19 protein-coding genes and 1 tRNA gene are annotated in these 17,401 nt (G+C 68.2%); 12 read left to right on the plus strand and 8 right to left on the minus strand.

The features are described from left to right. The first annotated feature begins 9 nt into the window (after positions 1-9). The 4 genes from BMW26_RS12215 to BMW26_RS12230 all read left to right on the plus strand — a co-directional run bounded on the left by BMW26_RS12215 (position 10) and on the right by BMW26_RS12230 (position 4,605). Positions 10-1,650 carry a DNA repair helicase XPB gene (locus BMW26_RS12215; protein WP_056279908.1) on the plus strand — a complete coding sequence of 547 codons (1,641 nt, stop codon included), beginning with the start codon at positions 10-12 and terminating at the stop codon, positions 1,648-1,650. Between the two features lie 101 nt (positions 1,651-1,751). After that, positions 1,752-2,438 (plus strand): response regulator transcription factor, encoded by a 687-nt coding sequence (locus BMW26_RS12220; RefSeq protein WP_053097249.1) that lies wholly within the window; start codon positions 1,752-1,754, stop codon positions 2,436-2,438. A gap of 56 nt (positions 2,439-2,494) precedes the next feature. Continuing rightward, positions 2,495-4,192: a sensor histidine kinase gene (locus tag BMW26_RS12225; RefSeq protein WP_072591604.1), complete on the plus strand. Its 1,698-nt coding sequence runs from the start codon at positions 2,495-2,497 to the stop codon at positions 4,190-4,192. Between the two features lie 125 nt (positions 4,193-4,317). After that, positions 4,318-4,605 carry a WXG100 family type VII secretion target gene (locus tag BMW26_RS12230; protein ID WP_056279906.1) on the plus strand — a complete coding sequence of 96 codons (288 nt, stop codon included), beginning with the start codon at positions 4,318-4,320 and terminating at the stop codon, positions 4,603-4,605. A 75-nt stretch (positions 4,606-4,680) separates the two neighbouring features. Here BMW26_RS12230 and groL read toward each other — a convergent pair whose 3' ends face one another. The 4 genes from groL to BMW26_RS12250 all read right to left on the minus strand — a co-directional run bounded on the left by groL (position 4,681) and on the right by BMW26_RS12250 (position 8,330). After that, positions 4,681-6,300, minus strand: coding sequence for a chaperonin GroEL (gene groL / locus BMW26_RS12235; RefSeq protein ID WP_053097253.1), 1,620 nt, complete (start codon positions 6,298-6,300; stop codon positions 4,681-4,683). Between the two features lie 122 nt (positions 6,301-6,422). Beyond that, entirely contained in the window at positions 6,423-7,001 is a 579-nt protein-coding gene (locus tag BMW26_RS12240) for a LytR C-terminal domain-containing protein (RefSeq protein ID WP_230100374.1), read from the minus strand. 69 nt (positions 7,002-7,070) lie between these two features. Continuing rightward, entirely contained in the window at positions 7,071-7,328 is a 258-nt protein-coding gene (locus BMW26_RS12245) for a DUF3263 domain-containing protein (RefSeq protein WP_053097256.1), read from the minus strand. 9 nt (positions 7,329-7,337) lie between these two features. Continuing rightward, on the minus strand, positions 7,338-8,330 hold the full coding sequence (locus tag BMW26_RS12250; RefSeq protein ID WP_053097259.1) for a DUF2332 domain-containing protein: 993 nt from the start codon (positions 8,328-8,330) through the stop codon (positions 7,338-7,340). Between the two features lie 69 nt (positions 8,331-8,399). Between BMW26_RS12250 and msrB the strand changes: the two genes are divergently transcribed. Beyond that, positions 8,400-8,804, plus strand: coding sequence for a peptide-methionine (R)-S-oxide reductase MsrB (gene msrB / locus BMW26_RS12255; protein WP_072591605.1), 405 nt, complete (start codon positions 8,400-8,402; stop codon positions 8,802-8,804). Next, positions 8,801-9,349, plus strand: a complete 549-nt coding sequence (locus BMW26_RS12260) for a nitroreductase family protein (protein ID WP_053097263.1) — start codon at positions 8,801-8,803, stop codon at positions 9,347-9,349. Before msrB ends, BMW26_RS12260 begins: the two co-directional genes overlap by 4 nt. A gap of 5 nt (positions 9,350-9,354) precedes the next feature. Here the strand turns inward: BMW26_RS12260 and BMW26_RS12265 are convergent, their stop codons facing one another. After that, the gene (locus BMW26_RS12265) at positions 9,355-10,296 is read right to left on the minus strand and encodes a DMT family transporter (RefSeq protein ID WP_056279900.1); all 942 of its coding nucleotides are present in this window, start codon (positions 10,294-10,296) and stop codon (positions 9,355-9,357) included. Between the two features lie 75 nt (positions 10,297-10,371). Here BMW26_RS12265 and BMW26_RS12270 point away from each other — a divergent pair, with 75 nt between their 5' ends. The 6 genes from BMW26_RS12270 to BMW26_RS12295 all read left to right on the plus strand — a co-directional run bounded on the left by BMW26_RS12270 (position 10,372) and on the right by BMW26_RS12295 (position 15,229). After that, entirely contained in the window at positions 10,372-11,025 is a 654-nt protein-coding gene (locus tag BMW26_RS12270; protein WP_056279898.1) for an SOS response-associated peptidase family protein, read from the plus strand. Positions 11,026-11,029: 4 nt separating this feature from the next. Further along, the gene (locus BMW26_RS12275) at positions 11,030-11,413 is read left to right on the plus strand and encodes an MmcQ/YjbR family DNA-binding protein (protein WP_056279896.1); all 384 of its coding nucleotides are present in this window, start codon (positions 11,030-11,032) and stop codon (positions 11,411-11,413) included. 103 nt (positions 11,414-11,516) lie between these two features. Next, complete coding sequence (locus tag BMW26_RS12280; RefSeq protein WP_053097271.1) at positions 11,517-12,428, plus strand: ABC transporter ATP-binding protein; 912 nt, start codon at positions 11,517-11,519, stop codon at positions 12,426-12,428. Further along, a complete protein-coding gene (locus BMW26_RS12285; RefSeq protein ID WP_053097273.1) occupies positions 12,425-13,234 on the plus strand; it encodes an ABC transporter permease in 810 nt (269 codons plus the stop codon). Before BMW26_RS12280 ends, BMW26_RS12285 begins: the two co-directional genes overlap by 4 nt. Positions 13,235-13,274: 40 nt before the next feature. Next, positions 13,275-14,540: a sensor histidine kinase gene (locus tag BMW26_RS12290; RefSeq protein WP_072591606.1), complete on the plus strand. Its 1,266-nt coding sequence runs from the start codon at positions 13,275-13,277 to the stop codon at positions 14,538-14,540. Next, complete coding sequence (locus tag BMW26_RS12295) at positions 14,537-15,229, plus strand: response regulator (protein WP_072591607.1); 693 nt, start codon at positions 14,537-14,539, stop codon at positions 15,227-15,229. Before BMW26_RS12290 ends, BMW26_RS12295 begins: the two co-directional genes overlap by 4 nt. A gap of 26 nt (positions 15,230-15,255) precedes the next feature. Here the strand turns inward: BMW26_RS12295 and BMW26_RS12300 are convergent, their stop codons facing one another. The 3 genes from BMW26_RS12300 to BMW26_RS12310 all read right to left on the minus strand — a co-directional run bounded on the left by BMW26_RS12300 (position 15,256) and on the right by BMW26_RS12310 (position 17,381). Continuing rightward, complete coding sequence (locus tag BMW26_RS12300) at positions 15,256-16,209, minus strand: aldo/keto reductase (RefSeq protein ID WP_056279890.1); 954 nt, start codon at positions 16,207-16,209, stop codon at positions 15,256-15,258. 88 nt (positions 16,210-16,297) lie between these two features. After that, a tRNA-Thr gene (locus BMW26_RS12305) sits at positions 16,298-16,370 on the minus strand. Between the two features lie 42 nt (positions 16,371-16,412). Continuing rightward, positions 16,413-17,381, minus strand: a complete 969-nt coding sequence (locus BMW26_RS12310) for a DsbA family protein (RefSeq protein WP_053097290.1) — start codon at positions 17,379-17,381, stop codon at positions 16,413-16,415. Positions 17,382-17,401: the final 20 nt, after the last annotated feature.

Consider the following 17,401-nt stretch of genomic DNA (forward strand, 5'->3'; position numbering starts at 1 on the left):
TGGACAGCTATGTCTGATGGCCCCCTGATCGTCCAGAGCGATCGCACCGTGCTGCTCGAAGTCGCTCACGCCGATGCCGAGAGCGCCCGCCACGAGCTGGCGATCTTCGCGGAGCTCGAACGCGCGCCGGAGCACATCCACACCTACCGGATCACGCGGCTCGGCCTGTGGAACGCCCGCGCCGCCGGGCACACCGCCGAGGACATGCTCGACACGCTGGACCGCTGGTCCCGGTTCCCCGTGCCTCCGTCGGTGGCCGTCGACCTGCGCGAGACCGTGAACCGCTATGGGCGCCTCGTCATCGAACGCGACGACGAGGGCACCCTGATCCTGCGTTCGACCGACCCCGCCGTGCTCGCACAGGTGGCGAACAACAAGCGCATCCAGCCGCTGCTGATCGGCCACCCGGCTCCCGACACGTTCGTCGTCGATGCCTGGGCGCGCGGTCAGATCAAGCAGGAGCTCCTGAAGATCGGCTGGCCTGCAGAAGACCTCGCCGGTTACACCCCCGGCACCCCGCACGAGATCGAACTGGCAGAGGACGGATGGGCGATCCGCCCCTACCAGCAGGATGCCGTCGACGCCTTCTCGAAGGACGGCTCGGGCGTCGTCGTCCTCCCCTGCGGCGCCGGCAAGACGATCGTCGGCGCCGGCGCGATGGCCGCGACGAAGACCACGACCCTCATCCTCGTCACCAACACGGTCTCGGCTCGGCAGTGGCGCGACGAACTGCTCAAGCGCACGAGCCTCACGCCCGAGGAGATCGGCGAGTACTCGGGGCAGGCCAAAGAGGTCAAGCCGGTGACGATCGCGACCTACCAGATCCTCACGGCCAAGAGGAAGGGCGAGTACGCCCACCTCGCCCTGCTGGATGCTCTCGACTGGGGCCTCATCGTCTACGACGAGGTCCATCTGCTCCCCGCACCGGTGTTCAAGCTGACCGCCGACCTCCAGGCGCGTCGCCGGATCGGCCTCACCGCCACGCTGGTCCGCGAGGACGGACGCGAGGGAGACGTGTTCAGCCTGATCGGGCCCAAGCGGTTCGACGCCCCGTGGAAGCAGATCGAGGCGCAGGGCTTCATCTCCCCCGCCGTCTGCTACGAAGTTCGGGTCGACCTCCCGCCGGACGACCGGCTCGAATACGCCGCCGCGACCGACGACGAGCGCTACCGCCTCGCCGCCTCCGCCCCGGCGAAGATCGACGCCGTGCGCGAGCTCATCGCGAAGCACAAGGACGAGCGGATCCTCGTGATCGGTCAGTACCTCGACCAGCTGGACTCTCTGTCGCAGTCGTTGAACGCGCCGCAGATCACCGGCGCGACGCCCATCGACGAGCGTGAGGAGCTCTACCGCGCGTTCCGCGAGGGCGAGATCTCGCTGCTCGTGGTGTCGAAGGTCGCGAACTTCTCGATCGACCTCCCCGAGGCGTCCGTCGCCATTCAGGTGTCGGGTTCGTTCGGTTCCCGCCAGGAGGAGGCTCAGCGCCTCGGCAGGCTCCTGCGCCCCAAGCAGTCGGGCCGCACGGCGAGCTTCTACACGCTCGTCGCACGCGACACGATCGACCAGGACTACGCCCAGAATCGCCAGCGGTTCCTCGCCGAACAGGGATACAGCTACACGATCATGGATGCCGACGCGATCGCGGCCTGACCGTCTTCACTCCCTCGGAACAGCGCCGCTACGCGGAGGGCGAAAGCGCCGCTCCGAAGGATAGTCAGCATCCGCATGGCCGAAGTCACCATAATGGGGACATGACTGATGCGCGCATCCTGGTCGTCGACGACGAACCCAACATCCGCGACCTGCTCTCGACGGGTCTCAGCTTCGCCGGGTTCCAGGTGAAGACCGTCGCCAACGGCGCCGCCACGATCTCGGCGGTGCTCGAGGAGGAGCCGGACCTCATCATCCTCGACGTGATGCTTCCGGACATGAACGGCTTCAGCGTGACCAAGCGTCTTCGCGGCGCCGGGTTCACTGCGCCGATCCTGTTCCTCACGGCGAAGGACGGCACGGACGACAAGATCGAGGGGCTCAACGCCGGCGGCGACGACTACGTCACCAAGCCGTTCAGCCTCGACGAGATCGTCGCCCGCGCTCAGGCCATCCTTCGCCGCACGATGCAGGCCGACGAGGAGTCGATCATCCGGGCCGGCGAGCTGTCGATGGATCAGGACACCCACGACGTGCAGGTGGGCAAGGAGTCGATCGAGCTGAGCCCGACCGAGTTCAAGCTGCTGCGCTATCTGATGCTGAACCCGAATCGCGTGCTGTCGAAGGCCCAGATCCTCGACCACGTGTGGGAGTACGACTTCAACGGCGATGCCGGCATCGTCGAGAGCTACATCTCGTACCTCCGCCGCAAGATCGACCCGCACACCGAGGAGTCGGTGATCCAGACGAAGCGCGGCTTCGGATACATGCTCAAGGTCGGCAAGTAGTCCGGCACACCGCCGCACGCTGACGCCGCACAGCATCCGTCTCCAGGGAGGTCCGCATGGCGCACAAGCCTGACGCGATCACCCGGTGGTGGCGGTCGATCAGCCTGCGCGCCAAGGTGACGGGTGTCACGGTCGCAGTGCTCGCACTGGGTCTTCTCGCCGCGGGCATCGGCACCGTGCCGATCCTGCGCAACTCGCTCATCAGCAACATCGATGCGCAGCTTCCGGCCCTGGTGTCGGCGGATCTCGCGAGCCGCTACTTCGAGGTGACGGTCGAGGACGGCGAGACCGTCTACACCCCCACCGACTCGCCGCGAGACTTCTTCGTCGCGATCTACGACGCCGAGGGCGTGCTGCAGACGACCACGGGGAACTCCGCCAACGGACAGCCGCTCTTCCCCGCGACCTATTCGCCTCTCGACGTGCAGGCGAACGAGGACACGCCGTTCACGATGGAGGGGACCGAAGGGTCGAGCTTCCGCGCCGCTGTCGCGCGGGTGCCCGGAGAGGGCGACGGATCGCTGCGTATCCAGATCGTCGCGATGCCTCTCGAGTACGCGGATCGCATCATCAGCCAGTACTTCGGCATCTACATCACGGTCGCGTTCGTCACGATCTTCCTGGCCGCTCTGCTGACCCGCGGTCTGGTGACGCTGACATTCCGTCGACTCGGGCAGGTCGAGTCGACCGCCATGTCGATCGCCGCCGGCGATTTCACCCAGCGTCTCACCGATCTCGAGCCCACGACCGAAGTCGGCCGCCTGAACAGCGCGATCAACACGATGCTCGACCGCGTCGACGCGTCGCTCGCGCAGCGAGATCGCACCGTGCAGCACATGCGGCGCTTCATCGGAGATGCCAGCCACGAGCTGCGCACTCCCCTGGTGAGCGTGCGCGGATACGCCGAGCTCTACCGCATGGGCGCGATCAAGGGCGAGGAAGACACCGCACGCGCGATGGAGCGGATCGAGAAGGAGGCGATCCGCATGGGCGTCCTGGTCGAGGACCTCCTCGCTCTTGCGCGCCTCGACGAGGAGCGGGAGCCCGAGATCGAAGCCCTCGATCTTCGACCGATCGCGCGGGACGCCGCTCTCGACCTGCGCGCGGCGGCTCCGGCGCGCACCGTGACCGTGGTCGATCGCACCGTCGAGGCTCCGCTGATCGATGTCACCACGCGCTCCACACCCGTCGTTCCCTCCGCTCCGGAGACGCCAGCACCCCGTGGGCTCTCACGCGGAACGCTCGCGCGCCTGCGCCGTCGCCCCCGGAACTCGGGTGCAGCCGTGCCGGCGATCGACTTCACCGAAGCGGCGGACATCCCCGTGCGCACGCCGCCGATCGTGCTCGGCGAGGAGAACAAGGTCCGCCAGGTCGTCACGAACCTGCTGGGCAATGCGCGACGCTTCTCGGCGGAGGAGAGTCCGATCGAGATCGTGGTCGACGCAGATCGTGTGCGAGGCACGGGGAGCATAGCCATCGTCGATCATGGTGAGGGGATCCCGCCGCAGATCCGCGAGCAGATCTTCGAGCGCTTCTGGCGCGCCGACACCTCGCGCGCTCGCGAAACGGGAGGGTCGGGCCTGGGTCTCGCGATCGTCTCGTCCATCGTGAAGGCGCTGCACGGAAGCGTCGCGGTGTCGGAGACGCCCGGCGGCGGAGCGACGTTCACCGTCACCCTCCCCCTCGCACCTTCACGCGCGACACCTGCGCATCTTCTCGAGGACACCCAGCCGATCGAGCCGCTCGACATCTGACGGCTCCTGCTGCACGGAGAATCCTCCGCGCAGGTTCTCCACAACGGCTGCGGGCGATCGCGCCGCATCGGCATCCGGCAGTCGCCCCTCCCCTACCGTCGGAGAACCGAACGAGAGGAGTTCCCATGTCCGTCATCACCGTCGACACCGAAGCAGTAGGTGCCGCCCAAGGAGCCGCACTGGCCACGATGGAGCGTCTGCAGACCGAGTCTGCGACGCTCATGTCCCAGCTGACGCAGCTGCAGGCATCGTGGGTCGGCACCGCCTCAGCCGCGTTCCAGTCATGCGCTGAAGAGTGGCGAGGAGCCCAGCTGCACGTCGAGCAGGTGCTCGAGTCCATCGGGCACTCGCTGGGCAGTGCGGCGACGCAGTACGCGGATGCCGATCAGTACTCGGCGAGCCTGTTCCGCTGACTCACGGGTTCGACCGCCCGCGAACGCAGAAACGCCCCGACCGAGGTCGGGGCGTTTCTGTTCAGCAGTGATGGATCAGAAGTCCATGCCACCAGACGGGTCACCCATCGGGGCCGGAGCCTTCTCGGGCTTGTCAGCCACGACGACCTCGGTGGTGAGGAAGAGAGCCGCGATCGATGCTGCGTTCTGCAGCGCCGAGCGGGTCACCTTCGCCGGGTCGATGATGCCCGCTGCGAACATGTCGACGTACTCACCGGTAGCCGCGTTGAGGCCCTGACCCGAGGGAAGCTCGGAGACCTTGTTCGCGACCACACCCGGCTCGAGGCCGGCGTTGAGGGCGATCTGCTTCAGCGGAGCCTCGATCGCGACGCGAACGATGTTCGCACCGGTCGCCTCGTCGCCCGAGAGCGAGAGAGCGTCGAGAGCCTTGGTGCCGGACTGGATCAGCGCGACGCCACCACCGGGGACGATGCCCTCCTCGACGGCTGCCTTCGCGTTGCGGACGGCGTCCTCGATGCGGTGCTTGCGCTCCTTGAGCTCGACCTCGGTTGCCGCGCCCGCCTTGATGACGGCGACGCCACCTGCAAGCTTGGCGAGGCGCTCCTGCAGCTTCTCGCGGTCGTAGTCGCTGTCGGTGTTCTCGATCTCGCGACGGATCTGCGTGACGCGACCCTCGATCTGGTCTGCCTCTCCGGCACCCTCGACGATCGTGGTCTCGTCCTTGGTGACGATGACCTTGCGAGCGCGACCCAGCAGGTCGAGCGTGGCGTTCTCGAGCTTCAGGCCGACCTCTTCGGTGATGACCTGACCACCGGTGAGGATCGCGATGTCCTGCAGCTGCGCCTTGCGGCGGTCGCCGAAGCCGGGTGCCTTGACGGCGACCGACTTGAAGATGCCCTTGAGCTTGTTGAGCACGAGAGTCGCGAGAGCCTCGCCCTCGACGTCCTCGGCGATGATGACGAGCTCCTTGCCGTCCTGGATCACCTTGTCGACGATGGGCAGAAGGTCCTTGATGTTCGAGATCTTCTGGTTCGCGATGAGGATGTAGGCGTCTTCGAAGACAGCCTCCTGGCGCTCCGGGTCCGTCACGAAGTACGGGTTCAGGTAGCCCTTGTCGAACCGCATGCCCTCGGTGAGCTCGAGCTCGGTGCCGAAGGTCTGCGACTCCTCGACGGTGACGACGCCCTCCTTGCCGACCTTGTCGATCGCCTCGGCGATGAGCTCGCCGATGGCGGGGTCAGCAGCCGAGATCGAAGCGGTCGCAGCGATCTGCTCCTTGGAGTCGATCTCCTTCGCGCTGGCGAGGAGCTCCTCGGTGATGGCCGCGACGGCCTTCTCGATGCCGCGCTTCAGCGAGATCGGGTCTGCGCCGGCTGCGACGTTGCGCAGACCCTCGCGGACCAGAGCCTGGGCGAGCACCGTGGCGGTGGTGGTTCCGTCACCGGCGACGTCGTCGGTCTTCTTGGCGACCTCCTTGACGAGCTCCGCACCGATCTTCTCGTACGGGTCGTCGAGCTCGATCTCCTTGGCGATGGAGACGCCGTCGTTCGTGATCGTGGGGGCGCCCCACTTCTTCTCCAGCACGACGTTGCGACCGCGCGGGCCGAGCGTCACCTTGACGGCGTCGGCGAGAATGTTGAGGCCGCGCTCGAGGCCGCGGCGGGCCTCCTCATCGAAAGCGATGATCTTTGCCATGAGTTTTGTCGTCCCTCCTGGACGTAGACGTTGGGTTTAGCACTCAGAGTGAGAGAGTGCTAACGCCATTCTGGCACTCGACCCCATCGAGTGCAAGCTGCGGGGAGGGACCGCGCGGCGCTCTACGGGGCAGGGGTGTCTGCGGGAGTCTCGGGAGCGGTGGTCGCGCGATCGAGTCCGATGACCACCGTGAGCTGCTTCGCGCCGGTGTCGTTCAGATCGGTGTAGAAATCGCTCTGCTCCACCTGTGCTCCGCCGATGAGGTTCGCGAGGCCGATGGCCGCGAGCTCGTCCTCGTCGGCGACGTAGTAGACCGTCGTCGTCGAGAAGTCCTGGCTCGCGCTGTCGGTCGCGAACACGACGTCCGCTGCCCAGCCGTTGTTGATCAGGACGTCGCGCATCTGCTCGTCGAGCCCCTCGTCCGGGGATGCGTTGAGGATCATCACCGAGTAGGTGACGTCGACGACTCCGGTCTCGACGGGTGCAGGACTGGCCGTGGGGACGGCCTCCGGGAAGAGGCTGATGCGCCCCATCACCACCAGCGAGCCGAAGATGCCGCCGATGATGAGCACCAGAGCGGCCACGAAAGACCAGAGGAGCACGACCCAGCCGTTCATCCCCGGGGCTTCGGCGCGATGCGCTCCGACGCGTCCGGATGATCGGGGGACGTCGTCGAATCGATCTCGGCTGGGCTTTGACACCCCTCGATGCTAACGGCACCGACCTCTGTATCCGCATCGAGCGCCGTCGGCGCGTGGCGGACGCGCGAGTCAGCCGACGAAACCGGGCGTGCGAGCGGCTCTCTGGAATGATCTCGAGTCGCGGATGCGCCGCAGCCGACGCACCAGCATCGGGTCGTACTCGAGGGCGGCCTCCGACTCGATCAGACGTCCGAGGAGCTGGTAGTAGCGCGCGGCGCTCATACCCAGCTGGGCGCGGATGGTCTCCTCCTTCGCGCCGCCGTGCCGCGGCCACGCGGTCTCCAGCGCGAGGATCGCACGATCGCGCTCGCTCAGCTCTCCCAGCATGAGATCAGATTAGGTCGCCGCCCCGCCGATTCCGGCACGCCACTCCCACCATCGCCCGAGTGGGTCGGCGGCTGCGCGCACCTGCCCGTCGAGCGCCACGACGAAACCGGGCCACTCCGCGGCGACGACGGGCGGATCCCAGGCGTCGAGGAGCGCGGGAGGGTCGATGGTCAGCCAGCGCGCGCCGAGCCCCCGGATGCGGTCGACGAGGGCTTCACGGGCCTCCCGGGGAATGTGCACCAGCACGCCGGGAGTCGTGACGACGAGGGCGGCGTCGCGGGGCGCCTCGGCGGCGAGCTCGTCGATCTGCTCGAGCGCGTCGCCTGCGACGAGGTGGGGAGGGGCGGATGCCGCGATGTCGAGCGCCGCCGACACCCGTTGCTCACGCCCCTCCTCCCCCGGCCACACCAGACCCAGCAGCCAGCGCCGGTCACGCTCGTCTCGCGCGTCGAGCGGCGCGAGGTCGATGCCGGCTCGCCACACCACATCGGGCATCCGCATCGGCGGAAGGGCTCCGTCGACACGGCTCTCGAGGATCACGGTGGAGGGGCCGTCCGCGGGGTCGAGCGACGCGCGCAGCCGCCCGTCCGCGCCCACGAAGCGATACGAGTACCTGTCCGGATAGAGGCACAGTCCTGCGGAGGCTCCGACCTCGAGCAGCGCGATCGGGCCGTCGATCTCCGACAGCGCGGGCAGAAGCGGCGCGAGACGCAGAGGTTCGTTCGTCTGCAGGCGCCGGCCGCTGCACTCGGCCACGATCTCATCGGCGCGCGCGATCACGAACGACCGCCAGGCGCCGTAGCCGACGAGGCCGGCGCCCAGCATCCGTGTCACCGCGAACACGAGCGGGGGCTGCCGTCTGTTCTCCGGAATCCGCGCGAGCACGCCCTGGACCTCGGAGTCGGCGGCGACACCGTCGGCCCACTCGACATACAGGTCGCTGCGCCCCGGCGCCTCCTGCTCGGCGAAACGCGCGTAGCGCTGCTGCACGGCATCCGTCATGGATCCATTGTCTCGTGGCGCCGAGCGCCTCTGAACGCGAGAGAATGGATCAGACCCCCAGGAGGACCGATGTCGTACAGCGTGGACAAGACCGAAGAAGAGTGGCGCGAGGAGCTCGGCGAGGAGCAGTACGCCGTGCTGCGCGAAGCCGCCACCGAGCGCGCCTGGACGGGCGAGCTTCTCGACGAGGGCCGAGCGGGCCTCTACACCTGCGGCGCCTGCGGTGCCGAGCTGTTCAAGAGCGGCACGAAGTTCGACTCCGGATGCGGCTGGCCGAGCTTCTACGAGTCGATCCGCCCCGACGCGGTGCAGCTCATCGAGGACACGACGCTCGGCATGGTGCGCACCGAGGTGCGCTGCGCGACCTGCGGCTCTCACCTGGGCCACGTCTTCCCCGACGGATTCGGCACGCCCACCGGCGACCGCTACTGCATGAACTCGATCGCCCTGAACTTCACACCCGAAGAGTCGTGAACGCCCTCGAGGCGGTCCGCGCACGGCAGTCCTGGTCGAAGGTCACCGACGACGCGCCGTCGCGCGATGAGCTGCTGACGCTCGTCGCCGCAGCGGGTCGTGTGGCCGATCATTCGTCGCTGCGCCCGTGGCGTCTCATCGAGCTCCGCGGGTCCGACCGCGAGGTGCTCGGCGCGGCGATCGCGAAGGCGGAGGGTGACAAGTCCCCGTCGACCAAGCCTCTTCGCGCTCCGCTGCTGATCGCCGTGGTCGCCAGCTATCGCAAGAGCGACAAGGTTCCCCGGTGGGAGCAGGAGGCGGTCGCGTCAGGCGTCGCCCACATGCTCAGCCTGCTGCTCGACGAGGCCGGCTGGGGTGTGCTGTGGCGCACCGGTCGGTACACGCGCTCGAAGGCCATCGCGAAGGCTCACGGCATCGGCAAGAACGAAGAGCTGCTCGGCTGGCTGTATGTCGGCGGCAAGCCGCAGGGCAAGAAGCCGGGCCGCCGCAAGCCGGTCGACGCCCGGGCACTCGTGACGCGGATGCCGCAGCCGAAGAAGAAGTAGGGCGCTCAGCTGCGTCGGCGCCGCGGGAGTGCGACGACCACGGATGCCACGGCGACGATCACCATGCCGACGATCTGCCAGAGCGCCGGCCCCGCGGCCGCGGGCCAGATGAGGTCGATGATCACCGACGTGGCGAGCTGACCGAGCACCGAGCCGAGGCCCATCAGCAGCACGCCGGTATGCGCGACGATGAAGGCGCCGAGCAGGATGTACGCCGCGCCGAGGAATCCTCCGAGGTACAGCCACGGCTCGGTCGGCAGCGCATCGGGCACCCCTCGCACGGCGATGCTGATGCCCGCGGCGGCCAGCAGCGCGACGGTGCCGGCGATGAAGCTCATGAAGGTGGCCGCGAGGGGCGACCTCACGCGCTGAGCCAGCCTGCCGTTGGTCGCCGCCTGCCAGGCGATGCCGACACCCGCGGCGAACGGCAGCAGCAGCATCCAGAGCGGGGCGGTGGCCAGCACGTCCCCGCTCAGGGAGATGCCCACTGCGGCGAGCGCGAACGCGCCGCCCAGCACGCGTCCCGGCGTGATCGCGACCACTCCCGCCGGGCCGAACCCGATCCTGTCGAGGACGAGGCCGTGCAGCGTCTGTCCCGCCACCACGCCGACCGTGAACAGCGAGACGCCGAGCACGCCGGCGGTGATCCCCTGGGTCGATACGGTGAGTGCGCCGCAGGCGCCGCCGAGCAGCATCCAGAACGGGATGGTCCGATCGCGGATGCCGCCGCGCAGTCGTCCGACGCCTCGACGAGCCGAGGGAAGGCAGACGATCACGATCGCCAGGGCCGCGAGTCCCACGGAGAACGAGATGAGACCGGCCGCGATGCCGTTGTCGATCTCGACGCCCAGCACCCCGTTGATCCGCGCCTGGACAGCCGTCATGACGCCGATCGCGACCGCTCCGCCGAGCGCGAGGGGCGGGGAGAGACGACGAACCTGGGTCACCCGTCGACCCTAGCCGAGCGAGGATCCTCCTCCCGCAGCGTGCACGATGTCCGTGGCCGGGCGTACCCTGACGGCATGTGCGCGAGCTACGGACTTGACCCCCGGTTCACCGACACCGAACTCCTCGCAGCGGCCGACGAGGCCGTGCTCGACGGGCTCCGGGAGTGGGCTGAGCAGAATGCCCGCGAGACCGTTCGCCCCACCGGCAAGAACCTCCGCAATCTCAATCCGATCGTGGTCCAGCCCGACACCGCTCCGACGCTCGAGCCGGCGTGGTGGGGATTCCTGATCAACGGGGAGCCGTCGAAGTTCCCGTCGATCAACACCCGCTCCGAGCGGCTGCAGGAGCGCCCCGGCGGATTGAAGAGTCGCGCGCTCGTCCCTGCGACCAGCTGGTACGAGATGAAGAAGCCCGAGCGCGTGTGGCACGAGTTCCTCGTCGACGAGGGGGCCCTCTTCGGGATGGCCGCGGTCACCCAGAGAGGTCGCACCGCCGACGGCGAGTCCTTCACCTGCTACTCGATCGTGATGCGCCCGGCTCCTCCGCACCTCGCGGACGTGCACGACCGGATGCCGCTGCTGATCCCCGCGTCCCTGAGTGAGGAGTGGCTCACCGCCGAGCCCACGAAGGACATCATCGACGAGGCGCTGCTCGCCGCTGCGACGCTCGACGAGCGCGTGCACGCCGCGCCGCGCGCGAGCGACAAGGGCGCGGATCGGCTGTTCTGAGCTCATGGATTCGACGAATCTCGTCGCCACCGCGGCGGAGCGTGCAGAGGAGCTGCCGGGCGCGGCGCGGGAGAACCCGTTCGGTCCCGAGTGGGACGTGTACAAGGTGCGCGGACGCGTGTTCCTGCTGATCCCTCTCGACCAGACCGGGAGGGTCACGCTCAAGTCGCACCCCGACGACTCGGTCGCATTGCGCGAGACCTTCGCCGACATCGTCCCGGGGTACCACATGAACAAGAAGCACTGGATCACCCTGATGCCGGGGCCGTCACTCGACGAGGAACTCGTGTCCGAGCTGGTCACGGAGTCGTACCGTCTGGTGGTCGAGAAGCTCCCACGCGCCCAGCGGCCCGTGGATCCCGACCTGTTCGGGCGCCCCTCGTCCTGACGATTCCGCACCGGCCATCCACCGTGAGGATGACCCGCTGCCTCCGGGGAACGGTACCCAGGGAGGACGCGCGGGCTGCGGCGCCGTCGATAGCGTCGTAGACATGATCACAGCAGAAGGCCTCACGAAGAGATTCGGAGACAAGACAGCCGTCCAGGACGTGTCGTTCACGGTCAAGCCGGGCACGGTCACCGGGTTCCTCGGTCCGAACGGCGCGGGAAAATCCACCACGATGCGCATGATCGTCGGCCTCGACCGGCCGACGTCCGGCATCGCAACCGTCGCCGGCCGGGAATACCGGAAGCTTCGCGCCCCGCTCACCGAGGTGGGGGTGCTTCTCGACGCGAAGGCGGTGCACACCGGCCGCACCGCTCGCAATCATCTGCGTGCGATGGCGGCGACCCACGGCATCCCCGCGTCGCGCGTCGACGAGGTCATCGACCTGGCGGGCATCGCGCCCGTCGCCCGCAAGCGCGCCGGGAAGTTCTCACTCGGCATGGGGCAGCGGCTCGGAATCGCCTCGGCCCTGCTCGGGGATCCGCACACGCTGATCCTCGATGAGCCTGTCAACGGCCTCGACCCCGAGGGGGTGCGATGGGTGCGCCAGTTCGTGCGCCATGCGGCGTCCGAGGGGCGCACGGTCCTGCTGTCCAGCCACCTGATGAGCGAGATGGCGCAGACCGCCGATCACGTGATCGTGATGGGCCGGGGCAGAGTGCTCGCCGACGCTCCGCTCGAAGAGCTCGTCCGCGCCTGGACGACGAACACCGTGCGCGTCCGCACGCCCCGCGCAGCGGATCTGGCCACAGCGGTCGGCGGTCCGTCGGTCGAGATCGTGAGCTCGGCTCCCGACCTTCTCGACATCGTCGGCCTGCCGGCCTCCCGCATCGGCGACCTCGCCGCTCGCCACGGCATCCCCCTGCACGAGCTCACCCCGACCACCGGGTCGCTCGAAGACGCCTATCTGGCGCTCACCGGCGACTCGGTCGAGTACCGCACGAAGGAGATCTCATGACCGTCCAGGCTCCTGCCCGCACGCGCCAGCACGTCGACACCGGACACCGCCTCACGTTCGTGCGCGCGATCCGCGGCGAGTGGATCAAGCTCTCCACCCTTCGCTCCACCTGGTGGTCCATCGGCATCGCCGCAGTGCTCACCGTCGGCATCGCGGTGCTCATCGCTCAGGCGATCGACCTGCCGGGCTTCGACCCCATCCAGGCCGTGGTCATGCCGATCCAGTTCACGATGCTGCTCGCGGGCATCCTCGGTGCGATATCCGTGACGGGTGAGTACTCGACCGGAATGATCCGCTCGACGCTGGCAGCTAACCCGAAGCGCGGCTCCGTGCTCGCCGCCAAGGCCGTCGTGATCGCGGTCTTCCTGTTCGTGTCGTCTCTGGTGATCTTCTCAGCCGCAGCTGTCGCCGTCTCCGCGGTCGTCGCGTCGCGCGATCAGAGCATCGACTGGTCCGATCCGGCGGCATCGCTCCTTCCGATCGTCGTGTCGTCGCTTGCCATGTCCGTCTTCGCTCTCATCGGCGTCGCATTCGGCTTCATCCTGCGCTCGGGCGCCGGAGCCATCGCCGCGACCGTCGGCCTGCTGTTCGTCCTGCCGATCGTCGCGAGCTTCTTCACGATCGCCGGCGACGCGTGGACGTGGCTCCTCGAGACCGCGAACTACCTGCCGGTCGCCGCCGCTCAGAGTGCGATCCTTCCCGAGGGAGCCGCCCTCGAGGGCCCGGTCGCGTATCTCACGCTGGCCGGCTGGGTGGCTGCGGGCATGCTCGCCGCGTGGGGCGTGCTCCGCACCCGCGACGCGTGACCGAGAGCCGACCGATGACCGATCCGCGTAGAGTCGGCCGGTGACCACCCCGATCAGCCGCAGCACCTCAGTCCGCGAGGACGAGGGGCTGCGGCTGCCGCGTCCCCCCGGCGTCCTGCGCCGTTTCTGGGCGCGGCATCCGGTGGTCGCCGACGTCGTCATCACGATCCTGTGCCTGCTCCTCTCGCTCGTTCCCGCTGGTGCGATCACCCGCGATCTTCCGATGCCCCTCGCCATCGGCGTGGCGATCCTGGTCCCCGCCGCCGTGGTCGGCACGTGCGCGACTATGCTCTGGCGGCGCAGGCACCCGCTGGTGCCGTTCGTGGCATCTTTCGCACTCGAAGCCCTGTTCCTCTTCGCGCTTCAGCCGATCGGCGCTCCTGTCCTGCTGGTCAGCTGCTACTCGCTCGCCGTGTACCGCTCGTCGCGGGCGGCGTGGACCGGCTTCGGCATCGCGATCGCATCGCTCGCGGCGCTCGCCGGTGCGCTCACCCTCACCGGCGTCATCACTCTGCAGATCGCCGCGAACGCCGTCGTGATGTCGCTGGTCCTCGGACTCATCGGCACTTTGATCGGTGTGAATGTCGGAGAACGCAAACGCTACCTGGCTGCGGTGATCGACCGCTCCCGCCAGCTGCTCGTGGAACGCGATCAGCAGGCCCAGCTGGCCGCAGCAGGCGAACGCGCCCGCATCGCCCGCGAGATGCACGACATCGTCTCGCACTCGCTCACGGTGATCGTCGCCCTGTCCGAGGGCGCAGCCGCGACACCGGATCCCGTGCAGGCGCGAACGGCGGCGTCCTCCGCCGCCGAGACGGCTCGCAGCGCGCTCACCGAGATGCGCGCGATGCTCGGAGTCCTCCGCGCCGATGATTCACCACTCCCCCTGGCACCTCTCGAGCCGACGCCGCCGCAGGAGACGGTCGCAGTGGCGCAGCGCGCCGGTTTTCCGGTGACGCTCTCCGTCACAGGCACCGCCTCGATCTCCACCGCTCTGTCGCATGCGCTCGGCCGCATCGTGCAGGAAGGCGTCACGAACGCCATGAGGCACGCGCCGATGGCGACGTCGATCGAGGTCAGACTGATCTACGCCTCGGATTCGGTGATCGTCGAGATCGTCAACGACGGCGTCTCCGGCCCTGTCGGCACGACCGGGTTCGGCCTGCGCGGGCTCGTGGAACGTGCCGCGCACTCGGGCGGCACGATCACCTCTGAACCCGTCGAACGCGGTCGGTGGATGCTGCGCGCCGAGCTGCCTGTGTCGCCAGCCGATCCTGCTGACCTCGAACCGAAGGATGCACCATGACCGAGCCGATCAGGCTTCTCCTCGTCGACGATCAGGCTCTCATCCGCGTCGGCTTCCGGATGGTGCTCGACGCCGAGGCCGACATGGTCGTGGTCGGCGAGGCCGCGGACGGGCATGACGCGATCGTCCAGGCGTCCGGACTCCGTCCCGACCTCGTGCTGATGGACATCCGGATGCCGGGGCTCGACGGGATCGCGGCGACCGCGACCATCGTCCGCGAGAATCCCGACACCCGTGTTCTGGTACTCACGACGTTCGATCTCGACGAGTACGCCTTCGGCGCGATCCGCGCCGGCGCGAGCGGATTCCTCCTGAAGGACGCGCAGAGGCACGAGATGATCTCGGCGATCCGAGCCATCCACCGCGGTGACGCGGCCCTCTCACCGCGGGTCACGCGGATGCTGCTGGAGCATGTGACCCCGACGCTCGGCGCGACACCTGCAGCGTCCGCCACTGTGACCGAGGACCTGACGGCAGACCTCACCGACCGCGAGCGCGACGTCTTCGTCGAGATCGCGCGCGGCCTCACGAACGCGGAGATCGCTCAGGCGCTGTTCGTCAGCGAATCCACCGTGAAGACGCATGTCGGCAGGATCCTGTCGAAGCTGGGATCCCGCGACCGCATCCATCTGGTCATCCTGGCTCACAGGATGGGTCTGGTCGACGGCGGCCTGTCCTCGGGCTCTTAGCAAGGGCGGAGGACAGGCCGACAGCCTCAGGCCTTCGCCGGTGTCCACTCGGAGACGCGGTTCAGCGTCTCGATCTCGTCCTCGCGCAGTTCCAATCGCGCTCCGGCGAGAAGGTCAGGAACCTGCTCGACCGTCCGAGCACTCGCGATCGGGGCGGCGACCGTCGGCTGAGCACGCAGCCACGCCAACGAGGTCGCCGCGATCGAGGCGCCGTGGGCGTCGCCGATCTCCTCGAGAGCGTCGATGATGCGCAGCCCCGCCTCCGTCGCGTATTTGGCCGCACCGGAGGCGCGCGGCGAGGTCTGACCCTCGACGGCCGTCGAACGGTACTTGCCGGTGAGGAATCCGCTCGCGAGCGAGTAGTAGGGCACCAGGCTCAGACCGAACTCCTGCGCCACCGGGATGATCGTCTCCTCGACGTCGTTGCGGTGAACGAGGTTGTAGTGGGGCTGCACGGCGACGGGCGACGCCGATCCCGTGCGACGGGCGATCTCCACCCACTCACGGATGCGCTGCGCCGTGTAGTTCGACACCGCGACGTTGCGTACGAGGCCGTCTGAGACGAGCTCGCCGAATGCGGTGACCGTCTCCTCCAGCGGCACGGTCTCATCGTCGAAGTGCGCGTAGTAGAGATCGATGGCGTCGACGCCCAGTCGGGCGAGCGATGCCTCGGCGGCCCTGCGCACGTTCGACGCCGACAGCCCGGAGAACTCCGGGTGCTGGCTCACCTTGGTCGCCACGATGACGCCTTCGGGCTTGCGTGACGCGAGCCACTCACCGATGATCGTCTCGCTCTCGCCGCCCGAGTTGCCCGGCACCCACGAGCTGTACCCGTCTGCGGTGTCGATGAAATCGCCACCACCCGCCACGAAGGCGTCGAGCACGGCGAAGGAGGCATCACGGTCGGCTGTCCAGCCGAACACGTTGCCTCCGAGCGAGAGCGGGAAGACGTCTAGGTCACTGTTTCCGATACGAGTCATACCGGGGAGAACGTGTGCTCTGCTCGCACTATTTCCCGTGTGACGATCTGTGTCGTCGAGGGAGGCGCGGATGCGATCCGCTGGACGGTGCCGACTACAGGACTCGAACCTGCAACCCCCGTATTACAAGTACGGTGCGCTACCAATTGCGCCAAGTCGGCGGACACCACCCAGCTTAGCGATGGGCGGCGGGCACCGACGAACTACGGCGCCGGGGTCTCCGAGGGTGCGGGCTCCGTGGTCTCGGTCGGCGCGGGAGTCGGAGTCTCGGTGGCGTAGTACGCGTCGCTCGCGACCGTGAGCACGAACTGCGAGAACTCGCTCGGGTCGTCGAGGGCGCCGACGTAGGCCTCGCCGTTCACGACGATCATGGGCGCGGCAGTGAGCACGAGGTCGTCCGAACCGACGAGCGGGCCCTCCAGCGCACGGGACGTGGCTTCCTTCGCCCAGGTGACGTAGTCCTGATCCTCGATGCACGACCGGACGCTCTTGACGTTGTCCGAGCCGACCGCGCCGGCGATGTCGGCCAGCTGAGAATCGGAGAAGCCGTCGGTGTTCACCTCGGGCTGGTCATCGAGCAGGTCGTGGTTGAACGCGTAGAACTGTGCCGGCGAGTGCGTCGCGACACAGGCCGCGGCCGCCGCCGAACGCAGGGAGTACTTGGTGCCGTTCGAGCTCGCGGTGAGCAGCGCGACCGGGTGGTAGGTGACCGTCGCCGCACCCTCCGAGATCCAGTTGACGAGCTGGCGCGCGTTGGCGCGCTCGAATTCACCGGCATCCGGCGACAGGTAGTCGACGTAGATGTGGATGTCGACCGTGCTCGACGTGGTGGGCTCCGGGGTCGGCGTCGTCTCGCCACCCGCCTCGGTCTCCTCCGGGCTCGGAGGCGCGACCGTCTCGTCGGACATCGCGGACGCGCTGATGTCGGAGACGAGGATGCCGTCGTCGTTCATCCCGCCCGGGGTGAGCTGCGGCTTCGAGACCTGTGCGGAGACGGCGAGCGTGATCGCAGTGCCGATGGCGCCGACGGCGACGACGGCGATCGCCCCGAGGATGATTCGTCGCATCACGCGCGCCCTCGACTGCTGGGCATGCACCTTCTGTGCCTTCTCCCGCACGACCTCACGCGAATTGCGAGGGCTGGGGACGTTCGGCGTCTCGTCGCTCGACATCGTTCCTCTAGACAGTCTCA

Source organism: Microbacterium sp. 1.5R (assembly GCF_001889265.1).
Taxonomy (GTDB): Bacteria; Actinomycetota; Actinomycetes; order Actinomycetales; family Microbacteriaceae; genus Microbacterium.